Below are 13,335 nucleotides of genomic sequence, written 5' to 3'. Positions count from 1 at the left end.
TGTTGAGAAGTGTGCTTATGGATGGGCATGCGCAGTGCCGGACTCGAATAATGGATGCCGATCGGCGGCGCAGGGATAGTCCGAGTACGAGAACCCCAACGTCGCGCGACCGCTAGTTGATTCGATCAAAGTAGGCGGACATTCCCTTGTCGACGAGCTAATGGGCGGCAACATGGTGGACGGTGGGATGCTCAACGCAGCTGGCAATGTTGAACATGGTGGTGCATGCGACCAGAGAGCTCCTAAGATGACCTTATACGACACTCAGGACTGGCAAGACACCACCACGTACCCCCGGGTGAGTACGCCATAGGCATGGGCATAAAATTCGCCAGCTATCAGGTTCTCGGATCCGTCTTTGTGCTGAGGCGCTAAAGGTCCGCTTGACAGATGGAGTGAACGTTTTCTTCTATGTCCCGTTTATGGATCCTAAGCCTTTAGTGGCCAAGTCGATTCGACCGTCCAACGTTAGGTAAGCCTATGTGGAGCGCTCAGGATCGACACGCGCGCGATATTGGCGCTCCGCCCAGAGGGCGCGTTTACAGGACGGGTCATGATGCTTACCCATGCCGAAGTAGAAGAGTTTTATTCGAACCCAAGTGTTTGGGGTTATCGACTAGCGCCTGTGCTGGCGCAGTTGACCCATCGCACTGCCAAGCGCGCTCTTTGTTTCGACTTACCATCCGTCCCCGAAGGTGCGGTCAGAAACCCACAATACGCGGGATTGGAAGACGTGGGCCGAAAGATTGGCCTGTCTGAGGCCTACGTCGCACGGCTGGACGACCAATGACCTCGCCACGTCTTCGAGACTTTTCCTCTGCGATTCTGATCGACGACACTGGACGCCTGCTTCTTCAATTGAGAGATGACAAGCCCAGCATCGCCCAGCCGGGAAGGGTTTCTTTTTTCGGTGGCCGAAGAGAAGAGGGCGAAACACCGCTCGAATGCATCCTTCGCGAAGTCACGGAAGAGATCGGCGTGACGCTCTTGCTGGAAAATTTCCAGCATTTGGTCACTCTGGACATCCCCGATCCAGAGAACGTCGGCGGGCATGTGAAAGGTGTCTATTTCATTGCACGCGGCATAAACGCATCCAGCCTCAATGTTACGGAAGGCAAGCTGGTGATCGTTGAGGCCGAGAAGGTCAGCGGAATTCGAGACAAGCTTACTCCTCTTACCGCCATCGTGCTTCACAGTTATCTGGCTTCTCGGATGACCGACGGCTGCAAGCGTATTCTTTTCCTTTGTACGGGAAACTATTACCGCAGCCGGTTTGCTGAGGAATTGTTCAATCACCTTTCCGAACAGGAGAACTTACGCTGGCGAGCGTTCTCCAGAGGCGCTGCGGAGAGTGGATCGCCGGCCAACATCGGGACCATCTCTCGCTATGTGATCCAAGCTTTACAAGGACTGGGGATTAGCGCAACGGGAGCTCACGAACTTCCGCGGCCGTGCAGCTTAACGGACTTCAGCCAAGCAGACATAGTCATAGGGTTGAAAGAGGCGGAGCATCGATCAATGATTGAACGACGCTTTCCGGCTCTGGCAAGTCGGGTCTTATATTGGCAAGTTGACGATATTGATGTCGCCGATCCCGGCGATGCCTTGCCACACCTGGCGCAGATGATAGAAAACTTAATAGCAATTTTGCGAATTGACGATCTCTTATCCGAACGAGGACGCCGTCTTGCTCCGTAGCCGACTAGCTGGCTGAGAGTGGCAGCAGCCCTTCAGCGTGCGAGCCGTCTCGCGATATTGGATCCTGTATGGTCGGGGGGCGCGCGGGCAGGGTACCAGCAGCAAAGCGATCCACGGTTTGCGAACTCAGCTTGTAGCCCTCGGGACTATCCTTAGAACATGCCGCGCACCCGCTTCATAATGTCTCGTTCAGGGAGCGCGACGTTTGATTGACCAAGAAATGCGCGAGTGATATCCGCCTCACGAACTCAGATAACTTTCTTCTGTCGCCTTCTGCCCAGGTCGGCATTGGCCATCACCGTGCTCCTGAGAATAGCAGAGAAACATGAGGCGATTGTTGTGCGGAGTGCTTGAAGGCAATGATGCACGGGCGTCGATCGCACGAATGCAAAATGGCCCGGCTGGAGCCGCATGCCAGCGCTGAGGCCTCAAATGAAAGCTCGTTCGGTTCAGGCTCGCCGGTTTGTCGTTAAATATCGATTGGCCAGCGGGCCAATACGTATCCGAGAGCGATATCTAGAGCGATAATCGCGACAACGATCAGGGTGCCCATCTCCACCGCATTCATAGCCAATCTCCTCTAAGATCGGTCGCATAGACATGTCGGGAGGTTCAAATTTGTTCCTCGGGTAGCGGCTTACTCGTAAGAAAAACTCCTCGGTGAGGACTGACGCCGGCCCAGGTAGCGGATTCAGGAGGAGGTCAGTGCAGCTCCACAAGTTCGTCTCGGGCCAAGAGCGCTTCAACAGAGATCATGTAGTTCTGCCTTTGGCTTTTGGCGCTTCTTCTCCCGACGAATGCAATGGTATAATGATACTCTCTTCATCCAGTAGGATGAAGATCGCGGTGGTTTCGACAAACGGAGCTTGTCGTCAGGCGGCAAGTTGGAGTTGGTTCAACGAACCCATCTTCTCCCTACTGGTAGCCATCTACGATATGCGCTAACTGCACGTCTGCTTCAATGAAAACTGGACAACATCGGTGCCGGATGACACGGCTTTCCCATCTTACGGTACGCAATGTACTGATCGCCCTTCACGATCTGCTTGCAACAGCGGCTGCGCTGTTCGTTGCATTCTATTTGCGCTTTGATGGTGGCGAAGACTTCTTTACTCGTCTGCCGCTCCTATTCCGCACGCTCCCGCCTTTCCTCGCCTTTAGTTGCATCCTCTTCTTCTACTTCAACCTGACCACAACGAAATGGCGATTTATCTCGCTGCTCGATGCGTTCAACATCTTGCGTGTCTCAACTCTGCTGGCGGGCGCACTTCTTTTGCTCGACTACATCTTCGTGGCCCCGAACGTTTATGGGGCCTTCTTCCTCGGCAAAGTCACCATCGTCCTCTATTGGTTCTTGCAGATCTCCTTTCTGAGTGCTTTGCGTCTTGCCTATCGCTACTTCCGCTATACTCGCATCCGGCGTCACGCCAGGATAGAGGCTGCTTCACCAACGCTTTTGATCGGGCGCGCAGCGGATGTCGAGGTTCTCTTGCGAGGTATCGAGAGTGGGGCCATTAAGCGCCTCTGGCCGGTCGGCGTGTTGTCACCATCAGCGGCGGACCGTGGGCAATATATTCGCAACGTACCTGTGGTCGGCGGGATCGATGACGTGGAGCGCGTGATCGCGGCCTTTGCCGAGCGCAACAAGCCGATCGCCCGCTTGATTATGACGCCATCGGCCTTTGAGCCGGAGGCGCATCCTGAATCCGTGCTGATGCGGGCGCGCCGCTTGGGCGTGATCGTCAGTCGTCTACCGTCGCTAGAGAGTGGGGACGTGCCGCGGCTCACTTCCATTGCCGTCGAAGATTTGCTGTTGCGCCAGACTGAGACGATCAACTATGCGCGCCTCGGAAGTCTGGTCAGAAGCAAGGCGATCATCGTCACTGGCGGCGGTGGCTCAATCGGCTCAGAGATCTGCGAGCGGGTAGTCGCCTTCGGCGCCGCGCGTCTTCTGATCGTAGAAAATTCCGAGCCGGCGCTCTACGCGATTATGGAAGCGCTCGCCGCGCACGGCGCGACGGCCCAGATCGAAGGGCGGATCGCCGACATCCGCGACCGCGAGCGCATCATGCGCCTGATGGCGGAGTTCAAGCCTGATATTGTGTTTCATGCCGCGGCGCTCAAGCACGTGCCGATCTTGGAGCGCGACTGGAGCGAGGGCGTCAAGACAAACATCTTCGGCTCCATCAACGTGGCAGACGCAGCACTCGCCGCCGGCGCCGAGGCCATGGTGATGATTTCAACCGACAAGGCAATCGAGCCGGTGTCAATGCTTGGCCTAACCAAGCGTTTTGCGGAGATGTACTGCCAGGCGCTCGACCGTGATGCGAGCGGCGGCGCCAACCTCCCGATGCGCTTGATTTCGGTCCGGTTCGGCAACGTGCTGGCCTCGAACGGCTCGGTGGTTCCGAAGTTCAAGGCCCAGATCGAGGCCGGCGGTCCTGTCACCGTCACCCATCCTGACATGGTCCGCTACTTCATGACTATTCGCGAGGCCTGCGATCTTGTCATAACAGCGGCAACGCACGCGCTCGGGTCGCCGCGTCCTGATGTCTCGGTCTACGTGCTCAATATGGGGCAGCCAGTGAAGATTGTCGATCTCGCCGAACGCATGATCCGGCTCTCCGGGCTTCAGCCGGGCTACGACATTGAGATCGTGTTTACGGGCATGAGGCCGGGCGAGCGCCTGCACGAGATCTTGTTCGCCTCGGAGGAGCCGACCCGCGAGATTGGTGTGCCCGGCATCATGGCTGCGCAGCCGAACGAACGGCCGATGCAGATGCTGCGCAAATGGGTTGGAGAGCTCAGGCGGGCGATCGCGTGCGAGGATCGGGCCACCATCAGATCTATCCTAAAGGATGCGGTCCCCGAATTCGAATTGAGCGCGGTATCGTCCCAGCGCAGTGAAGATTGCGCGCAAACCAAGCAGCACGTCAGCGGGCAATAGTGCCACGAGCCCTGATCGCACCGAAAAGACAGCGCGGCATGAACGTCGGCCCGATTGACGAAGTTCTATAAAGCGAATAGTTCGTGTTACTCGCAATGAGATTTTCGAGCTGAGATCGGGATGGTTGTCGTCAACACAGACGGTTCCCTTGCGTGCATCTGTCACGAGCACAGATCGGTATGTGACTGCTCCGGGCCCCAATCAAATCGCAATGCAGGGGAAAAGAGTGTTCCCCGCGATCGTTTCTCGTTCCGCGGAAGAACAGTTCAATTTGTTCTCGCGACACTTGCTCTTTTGCTGATCAGTTCAATCTTGTTTTTGATGTTGGTTTAGGCTGTCCAGCCTGCGTGGAAGACAGCTGCGCATCAAGGCGATGGAAACGCACAGCGGGAGACATCAGGAGAGCTTCTTGAGCATTCGCAGAAACTCCTCTGAATTGACCCTTAATACTCTCAATGCCCAGCTCCGCTCCTAAACCATGTCGGTTGAATGCCGATTGTTGCAAGCTTGCCACACCTTCCGAAGCAAAACGATGCTAGTTCTCGGAGAGCAGCGGAGGGTGCAATGTCCATCGATCGAACACCTGCAATCGAGTGGGATGGTAAGGTTCTTTCGGGGTGGATTACCATAGCTGGTACCCCCACACGGGTCGCGGCGGACCGCATGACGATTCACAATCATGCCCCAGGCTTTAACGACGCGCTCACATGGGAGATCGATCGGTTTCGCGTCGAAATCTTCGAAAAGATGACACCATTCTTCCGGGCAGCTGCTAATGCGCGCTAAGGAGGCCAGATCTCTTCACGGGATAGAATAAGGGGGCTGTCCAACTTCCCGCCGACTTGTCTCTCGGCAGGTTAGCGAACCGGTGGCGTTGCGCTTGCTTATTTACTCAGGAACACGAATGCGCTTCGCCAGAATCTTGGAGGAATGCTAAGAGCACGATCATAGATGCCTTCGGCTTCCCGTTGTTGTGGTAATCATGAGCGTGACCTCGCCGACACGCAACTGCCGAACGCGTCGGTGACCGAGAGACTTCGGGAGTAAAACCGCCAACAGGAAAGTAAATACGGCTTGTTCAATCAACAATTGCAGTTGAAAGAGCCGAGAAGGTGCACGCTTAGAGTTGGGAAAATGCGCCCAATCGGCCGCTCCCCTGACGAGCCCACTTTGCTGGTTGCATTTATCAATCAAAGCAAATTTCCCAAATCGAAATCCGAACTGGTTTTGACGCGCAGCATTCCATGTACTTGATCGCACTCAAGACATCCAAAAACTTAAAGATTGGCCATCGTGACCTCGACGCCAATCCTTCTGTTCGGCAAGCAAAAAGGAGGTCCTTTACATTGTGTTTTCCGTCGCCGCGGTCCACGCTCAAAGTTCCGGCGTTGGTCCCTGCGCGCTTGTTGCCGAATTCACGTAAGCTACGTGTCTGGTCCCGGAGCGTGGGAACTGCCTCGCGCTGCAGGCAACGATCCCGCGCCTGACTCGGTCGTCCTTGCACCGCTGCCTGCAACGCTATGGGCTCAGCCGGCTGGCCGAGACCGGTAGCGACAAGCCGGCCAAGCAGCCGTTCAAGGCTTACCTTATCGGCTATTTCCATATCGATATCGCCGAGGTCCGCACCGAGCGGCGCAAATTGCACCTGTTCGAGGCCATTCGACCGGACTTCGAAATTCGCCTTCGTCCATTTGCAAGAGGTCGCCAACGTCAGAACGGCGGCGGCCTTCTCGAAGCTTTGATCGCCGCAGTCCCGTATAAGATCCCGGCCGTTCTGACCGACAATGGAGTGCAGTTCTGCGATATGCCGCAACATCGATCGGGGCCGACCGCGCTATACAGGCTGCACAACGTAGCACCAAGCCAAATCGCCCGTGGACCAGCGGCCACTTTGAACGCATGAACCGTATCCTCCAGGAAGCCATTGTGCGCCGATATCACTACGCCAACACACCAGCAGCTCAAGGAAAACGTCCCCGCTTTCTTGGGTGCCTATAACTTCGCCAAGCGACTAACGACCCTTCCGCGGCATCAGACCATACGAACGGATCTGCTAAGCCTGGGCTGACGAACCCGTCCGCTTCAGATACGATCCAAGCCGCCTCGCTTCGGGACTGAGCATCTAATGCGCTTGGTTAAGATCTTCACACGATGCTTCGGCGCTCGCAAAGTAGCAGATCCCAGGTGAACGTCCCGTCTCACTCTGAAGCACGCCAGGGTCGACTTTGTGTTCGATCCAGCCGTCCAGGATAGTAATGTTCGATGCCTCGGTCCGTGACCTCAGGTGCCTTGCTCTTACGGAGCTCGCGGGCTGGCTGTCTTCGAAGGCATGTCCGATCAGAGCGTCGATTCAGGTGTTGTTCAGATTGCCTGATCCCTAGTATGCTTGGGCTGCGGTAAGGGAGGTTTTCGATGCGCGACGTCGGCTCTGGGATTGCACTTGGAATGCTGGTCTGCACAATCGGAGTTTCGAGCGCTTGGGGGATTCCAAGAGGCCAAGGAGCGATTCCAATCCAGCAGGACTCAGGCGTGGTACAGGTTCAGTGGACTTGTAACATGGACGGGTGTTTTGATGTGCGTACCGGCGTGTTTACGGAATCTGCCTGCAATCGCCGAGGCTGCTATCCGACAAGTGGGGTTGTTGGCCGCATGACGCCCCACGGTCCCGCCTATCGTCCAGGGTACGGCTACGCGCTGCCGGATCCATACTACCCGCCGCCGAGGCGCTACCACCCAAGGTGGTGAAGTCATGCCTCGCTAGCTGACGCCTTCATGCCTGGCGCAGCTGTCGGTTTTCTCTCGTGCTCAATGCTATTGATGCTTCGCACTAACTTCACGTCATCGTTGAGAAACCGGATCTGCGACAGAAGGCGCACGGAGTTGATCTTCCTCCGCAAGGGCATGATGGAGGTCATCGCTGACTCGAAATGGTGACACGCTAAACACTGGCGCCAATGACTGAGCGAGCCAAATGTGGTGTGTTACTGTAAGTGCGGTCCCTATCCGCCCTCAGTGACATTCATTCCATTCGATCAAATAGACGTGTTGTCTTGGTTGTTGCGCACTCAGAGTGCAGATCCTTCCGGCATAACACTCGTCGTCAATAGGGTTCGTCGAAACGAACCACGATCCGTGTCTGTTTTGGTCGATTTCTGCAGGCTGCCAAACTCGTTTAGTAACAGGAGTCGCAGCCGCGCGGCGTTCAGTAATGTTTCGAGGAGAATGAGAAGCTCAGTGCCTATACGTAGGCTTCCCTCCCCCGGGAAAGGCGGACTTTGAGCGCTTGGCTTTGACGCCATGACCGCTCGCTTGCCTGGCGTCCTCAGGCAATGAGTATCTTCAGCTCGGTCTTGTCTGACTCATGCTGCCCGTGTCCGTCTCGGTTCCGCAGATAGGTGGCCGCAAGCTCCGCCCATGATTGAAAATGGACATCTCGACCACTTTGACAGCCTCCAGCCTTGGGCGCGGCGTTTCGATGTTGAACAGGGCAGGGCGTTCACCGTTTGCACGCACCGCCAGAACTTCTTCTCGGCCGTGAGCAGGAGATGCTGGTAGAGCGGATGGGCATGGATATTGATCTCGACCCATTTTCCGCCGCCGGCGATGATCGAGAGAACGGCCGTCCGGGATGCGGTAACCCACATGTTGTGCTGAAGCTGGGCCATGTGCTTCTCGGCGGCAGCTTCCTCCGTGAAGGCCCAAGGCAGCATGAACTTGGCTTCGAAGACGGCGCCGGTCTGTTCGACAGCCCCATCCAGCGTTGCCGCCATCCATTTGTGGACGGGATGGCGAACGCGCTTCTGAATGTCCTTGATGGTGTGGCCGCTTGCTCGCTGATACCAGGGCCGGTTCAACACCTCCGTCGCGGTACCGAGCTGAACGATCAAATTGTCCGAGAGGTCGTGCGGCTCCGTTTCACCGCGCTTTTCGCGCCAAAGTCGGATCAGACTCTCTTGATCATCTCCCATGATGATGCGGGCATCCGAGCCGCCGATGAAATGGCGGCGGTCGTTCGGGTTGAACCTGATGATATGATTTGGCGCGTCGGCGCCACTCGCTTGAGCTGTTGTCACCGGTATCTCCTACGCAAGAACAACCGGCGTCACATGCCGCACTGCCCGAAGCCCCGCGTTCGCGAGGCGAGATACCGGCGCTACAATCGGCGTTGGCGCCCGGCCGACTCAGTAACGCTCCAACCGCGGATGAAGGCCAGTCCTTTTTGCAGCAACATTGTTGCTCGTTTTAACGGCAGGAATGGCTGTTGTAGCGCTTAGGGCAAGTGCGAGAGGAGGCGGTCGAGTATCAAATCGACAAAACGAAGCCAATTTACGCATGAACAGCAAAGAGAGGCGCGGCGCAGAGAACGAACTGTCGAACCGCCGGAGATGTTGAAATCAAGCTGTATTTGTCGGAAGATCGCCGGGTATCCTTCCAACTTGGGCCAGTGAGATTTGAAGCGTCCGGCAGTATTTTTTGATCGTGATGGCGTCCTCAATGAGGACGACGGCTACGCTTTTGATCCGGACAAGGTCCGGTGGGTGGAGGGAGCCCAACAGGCCGTCAAAGCGGTCAATGACGCCGGGTATCTGGCGTTTGTGGTGACGAACCAATCAGGAATTGCGAGGGGGTTTTACGAGGAGCGCCATGTTCGCAATTTGCACGAATGGATGTCGAATGAGCTTGCTGTCCTTGGTGCGCATATCGATGCGTTCGAATTTTGCCCACACCACCCCGATGGCTTGATTGAGCGTTACCGTGTCCACTGCAGCTGCCGTAAGCCGCAACCGGGGATGATTAAAGCTCTGCTTGAGCGGTACCCAGTGGATATCGATGCTAGCTTCTTGGTGGGCGACAAGCAGAGTGATCTTGATGCGGCGCAAGCGGCCGGCATCGCGGCCTACCTATTTGATGGGTCAAACCTCCATTCGTTCATCGCTCGGCTGTTAACGGAGTTGTCCTCCGATCCCCCGCCCCAAATACTGTCGCACCGCAGAGGTGCGGGTACGAAGGATTGATGCCGTCGTTTCGCAACCGACGGATCGATCGCGAGTTGCTGAAATCCGGGAGGGAAATTGGCGTCAAAGCGACAAATCGAAGCCAATCGCGCAAACGCAGCGAAGAGTACCGGCCCGCAAACCAGCGCTGAGCAATAGCAAGCCGCAACGCTTATCGGCGTGGTCTATCTCGTTGGGACGAAGCCGTTGGTTGCAGCGGCACAACGTATGAGGATCACAAGCGGGTCGGGACCGTAAAGGCGGGACTCAAAGTGCCCGCGCAAGCCCGGGAACTTCGTCCGATTGGACAGCTCGCATTCCGATGCTAGTATTTTCAAAGCCTTGGAGGGTGCATGAACTACATTTTCCCACTGCTGCCCGTTGCCATCACCGTCGGCCTTTTTGTGCTCTACGCGGTGGTGCGGCAGAACCTTCGTCGATCCGGCCCCGCCGATGAGGTTCCTCACTGGCCAGATTCCAGCCTGAGATAGGCGCCTCGCGACTTGCCCGGCATTTCGGTGGGCAACCAGCCTATGAGCTTCCCGCGGTCGTCAATAGGAGCGAATCGAAAAAACCGAAATTTTGCTTGCGCCGTCGGGCAAAACAGTGGTTTATGAGGTGCTGGTCCAGCCGCTAATGGAGCCCAGCCAATGGCCGACGAATGCAAGGCTTTGTCCGATCTGCCGGAACTAGCCAAGCTAAACGGAGAATTCCGAAGGAACTACGGGAAGCTTCTTGGAGCTTTCTTATATCTGCGTTCGATCAGTGCCGCCCGTGGACGGTCCTGGTTTTGGACCGCTCTGCTTTCAGCCGTTTGCTCCGCCGCGCTGGCGTGGCTGGGGAAGCGGGGTATCTCGCTATGAGCCGCAGGTGATCGGCTGGAAAACAATTGGCCGTTGGCGGTGCATGATTCACATCCGCGCTCTCTCAATCAAAGGGCGATGCACCTCACGACCACGCGAGCGATTTGTCCAAACGCTGCGGCGAGATCGCTGCAAGGTGCAGACGTGCTGATGAGGGGCCCGTTAAACCACCCCGCCGAAGTCGATGCCTTCCTTGGCGAGCTTCTCGGCTTCCTCTGCGGAAGCGGTGGGCTTCGTATCAAGGTAGGGATGTTCAGAAGCCGGCAGAATGGTGCGGATGTTCTTGCCATCAGCCCGCGTGATGCGGGCGACCCAACCCCGTTGGCCGTGCTCAACTCGCTCGATGTAGTACTGTTTGTACGTAATCATGACTCTCAAACGCAACTGACGCTGAGGGCCTTATCTATATGAGCGGGCGCCGCTGCACAACGGGTCTTAAAATCAAGTTGATGTCCCGCCAGTCCGGACCGGCGTCTCATCGGTCTTAAGATTCATAGAAAAACCCGCCGACTTGGGAGCCGGCGGGAGTTAACTGAGATTGCGACCGCGTTAGTGGTCGCCTGCTGTCCATAGCACGGCGGCTCGCCAGTGTTAAACGGGGGGCTTGCCCGTTTTTTGCCCATCCATGCACAGTTTGCGGCCGGCGACGACGACGTTGTGGTTTACAGCAGCCGATAGCTGAGATTGCTGACCCGGCAGCAGCCCGGTCGGTAGCCACCCGCCCTTTCGAGCCTGACGCGATCGGCGCTCTGCAACTTGCCGACGGAGGTCGGGCCGGCTCGGAGGCGCCCTCATACTTGCATGGCTGCCCGTCGAAGCAATACAGCGCGAGGGGGTTAGCCGCGATCACGGCTTACCGAAGCGAAATCACGAGCGGCAAGCTCCAATTCGAGGTCAGTGATCCGCTCGAAGATGCGAGCAGCGATCCTCTCCGACTCCTGAACAGTCAGCGACCGGATGCCCACGGAGGTGAGTTCGTCCCTTAGGATTTTCGCGACAATCGACTTAACACTCATACTGGACACTCACAGTAGGCTTTTCCTAAATGCGATCATCAAAGCTGACCCTGAGCGTCGGCACAAGATCTCAAATACGGTTTGCCGGACGTCGACGTCGTCGGTGGTTGTTGCTGGTTTTGAGTGGCTGCGCTTTCGGCCCGCTCCTTGGCTTCTGCGTGGCGTGGGACGTAAAATCCGGTTTTGTTAGTCGTTGGGCGATGGCGTGAACGAGGCCACTGACCGTCTTGAAACGCGAAATTCTCCGCCACGCTCGCGCTGATTCGGAAAAGCGGATCGTGCGCTTTACTTTGCCGTCGGTCGGCAACAATACGTAATCGAGTACGGTTTTGTTGTGCCCGGCTAGCCGGATAGCGGCAATCCAGCCGTCAGGGAGGCACGCCTCGCGCTCAATGCTCCAGTGGGGGGCATGGCTTGGCTTTCGACCAGGGGTCCAACGGGCCACCCTAACGGAAAGACAGGCCGCCCCGTTCACCCGCAGGCAATCGCTCCAGCCGCCCGAACTGATGCTCCCGCCTGCCGCCTTAATCGCGGCGGCGGCCTGTTCGACAAGCTTTGACCTCAACTCGGACCAGACAGGGCGAGCGTCGAGAAATTCGTAATTCCGCTTCGGTGTGTAACCGAGCAATCGATAGAGATTTCGAAAATTGCCGAAATGCGTTTGACAAGTCGCGGAGCAGGGCAATCCCGGCGTTCGATCGATGATGGCCGGGGTCAAACGGCCCTCTTTGAAAAGAGTCCGGCGCAGCCGGACGAGCATCTCCTCTTCGGAAAGATCAACGCGCCGTTCCTCGATGATCTTCTTGACCCTGAAGAAGACCTCGCGATCAATGATGGGGTCGATGCAGCCCTCACTTCGGATCCATTGTTCAGGAGGATTCTTCACCGCGGTCTGCCGTAGCTTTTGGGATTTTCGGTTGAAGACGAGGTTTCCGATATAGCTCTCGTTTCTAAGGACAATGCCGACCGCAGCGCGGGTCCATGGCACGCCTGTGCTCGAGGCGAGCCCTTTCCGGTTGAGCTCCCAAGCGATGACCGTCTCGGATCTGACGTCCAAGAATCTTTCGAATATCCATTTCACGACCGCGATTTCCTTCGGGTCGCCGGGTCTTATGCGAATGTGGTCAGTGAGAATGTACTTTCGCTCCCCCTTCTTCATCACACGCCTGGTTTGCATCTTTTCATCGACGAGCTCTCGCACCAGCGCGTAGCCGGCACGACCGCAGGGTTTATAGCCGAGCCGCGCAAACCGACATTGACCGGCGTAGACTTTCGCTGAAAGCTCGCGGCTGTACTCGGCCGCCATCACCCGCTTGATGTTCTTGACGATGCTCGCAAGCATGCTGCCGTCGTTTTCGAATTGCTCAGCACAATAGGCAACCTTGATGCCAGCGCGTCTGCAAACGAACTCGTAATGCGCGCTTTCGTCAACGTCCTGGAAACGGCCCCATCGGCTAACGTCGTAGACCAGGAGATGGCCAAAATCGGCTTGGTTGCTCTCGACATCCTCCAGCAATTGAAGCAGGCCAGTCCTGTTCTTGATCAACAACCCGCTTTCGCCCTCGTCCTTGTAAGTGCGGACTAGCGTGAAGTTATGGGCGTGCGCATACGCCGCGATGACGGCGGCCTGATTTTGAATCGAGTATTGTTGCCGGTCGGTTGACATGCGGACATATTGAGCTGCCCGTACGCCGAGGAGCGACTTGGGCAGATGGGCTTTGTGAACGATGAGCGCATTACTCATTTCCACCTCGTCCGACGCAGGTTACTGCGACATAGAACTCCTCGGGATTCAGCTCTTCAAGAAAGATCTCTTG

8 protein-coding genes and 2 pseudogenes are annotated in these 13,335 nt (G+C 56.7%); 7 read left to right on the top strand and 3 right to left on the bottom strand.

The annotated features are described in order from the left end of the window. The first annotated feature begins 553 nt into the window (after positions 1-553). From AABA86_RS10305 to AABA86_RS10285, 5 genes and pseudogenes are all read left to right on the top strand, one after another. Positions 554-790: a hypothetical protein gene (locus AABA86_RS10305; RefSeq protein ID WP_338306624.1), complete on the top strand. Its 237-nt coding sequence runs from the start codon at positions 554-556 to the stop codon at positions 788-790. Next, on the top strand, positions 787-1,698 hold the full coding sequence (locus AABA86_RS10300) for an arsenate reductase/protein-tyrosine-phosphatase family protein (RefSeq protein ID WP_338306623.1): 912 nt from the start codon (positions 787-789) through the stop codon (positions 1,696-1,698). The genes AABA86_RS10305 and AABA86_RS10300 overlap by 4 nt, the downstream gene beginning before the upstream one ends. Before the next feature lie 988 nt (positions 1,699-2,686). Continuing rightward, entirely contained in the window at positions 2,687-4,645 is a 1,959-nt protein-coding gene (locus AABA86_RS10295; protein WP_338306622.1) for a nucleoside-diphosphate sugar epimerase/dehydratase, read from the top strand. 564 nt (positions 4,646-5,209) lie between these two features. After that, complete coding sequence (locus AABA86_RS10290) at positions 5,210-5,431, top strand: hypothetical protein (protein ID WP_338306621.1); 222 nt, start codon at positions 5,210-5,212, stop codon at positions 5,429-5,431. A gap of 664 nt (positions 5,432-6,095) precedes the next feature. Next, positions 6,096-6,668 (top strand): annotated as a pseudogene (locus tag AABA86_RS10285) (IS481 family transposase); the annotation flags it as partial. 1,208 nt (positions 6,669-7,876) lie between these two features. Here AABA86_RS10285 and AABA86_RS10280 read toward each other — a convergent pair. After that, a pseudogene (locus tag AABA86_RS10280) lies at positions 7,877-8,613 on the bottom strand (YqaJ viral recombinase family protein). A gap of 483 nt (positions 8,614-9,096) precedes the next feature. On the opposite strand from AABA86_RS10280, the gene AABA86_RS10275 reads away from it, so the two are divergent. Both AABA86_RS10275 and AABA86_RS10270 read left to right on the top strand, forming a co-directional pair. Further along, positions 9,097-9,660, top strand: coding sequence for a D-glycero-alpha-D-manno-heptose-1,7-bisphosphate 7-phosphatase (locus AABA86_RS10275; RefSeq protein ID WP_338306620.1), 564 nt, complete (start codon positions 9,097-9,099; stop codon positions 9,658-9,660). 332 nt (positions 9,661-9,992) lie between these two features. Continuing rightward, positions 9,993-10,130, top strand: coding sequence for a hypothetical protein (locus tag AABA86_RS10270; RefSeq protein ID WP_338306619.1), 138 nt, complete (start codon positions 9,993-9,995; stop codon positions 10,128-10,130). Positions 10,131-10,664: 534 nt separating this feature from the next. On the opposite strand, the gene AABA86_RS10265 is transcribed toward AABA86_RS10270, so the two are convergent. After that, positions 10,665-10,871: a hypothetical protein gene (locus tag AABA86_RS10265; RefSeq protein ID WP_038974429.1), complete on the bottom strand. Its 207-nt coding sequence runs from the start codon at positions 10,869-10,871 to the stop codon at positions 10,665-10,667. A gap of 717 nt (positions 10,872-11,588) precedes the next feature. Continuing rightward, positions 11,589-13,262: a recombinase family protein gene (locus AABA86_RS10260; RefSeq protein ID WP_338306618.1), complete on the bottom strand. Its 1,674-nt coding sequence runs from the start codon at positions 13,260-13,262 to the stop codon at positions 11,589-11,591. Positions 13,263-13,335: the final 73 nt, after the last annotated feature.

The organism is Bradyrhizobium sp. TM233, from assembly GCF_036247965.1.
Lineage (GTDB): Bacteria > Pseudomonadota > Alphaproteobacteria > Rhizobiales > Xanthobacteraceae > Bradyrhizobium > Bradyrhizobium ottawaense.
Note: the sequence above shows the minus strand (reverse complement) of the source record. Positions and strands in the feature narration are given on the sequence as shown.

Bases quoted from the DNA above. Each gene is read 5' to 3' on its own strand.
- AABA86_RS10305 (WP_338306624.1), top strand. From the start codon at position 554: ATGATGCTTACCCATGCCGAAGTAGAAGAGTTTTATTCGAACCCAAGT.
- AABA86_RS10300 (WP_338306623.1), top strand. From the start codon at position 787: ATGACCTCGCCACGTCTTCGAGACTTTTCCTCTGCGATTCTGATCGAC.
- AABA86_RS10295 (WP_338306622.1), top strand. From the start codon at position 2,687: ATGACACGGCTTTCCCATCTTACGGTACGCAATGTACTGATCGCCCTT.
- AABA86_RS10290 (WP_338306621.1), top strand. From the start codon at position 5,210: ATGTCCATCGATCGAACACCTGCAATCGAGTGGGATGGTAAGGTTCTT.
- AABA86_RS10270 (WP_338306619.1), top strand. From the start codon at position 9,993: ATGAACTACATTTTCCCACTGCTGCCCGTTGCCATCACCGTCGGCCTT.
- AABA86_RS10265 (WP_038974429.1), bottom strand. From the start codon at position 10,871: ATGATTACGTACAAACAGTACTACATCGAGCGAGTTGAGCACGGCCAA.
- AABA86_RS10260 (WP_338306618.1), bottom strand. From the start codon at position 13,262: ATGAGTAATGCGCTCATCGTTCACAAAGCCCATCTGCCCAAGTCGCTC.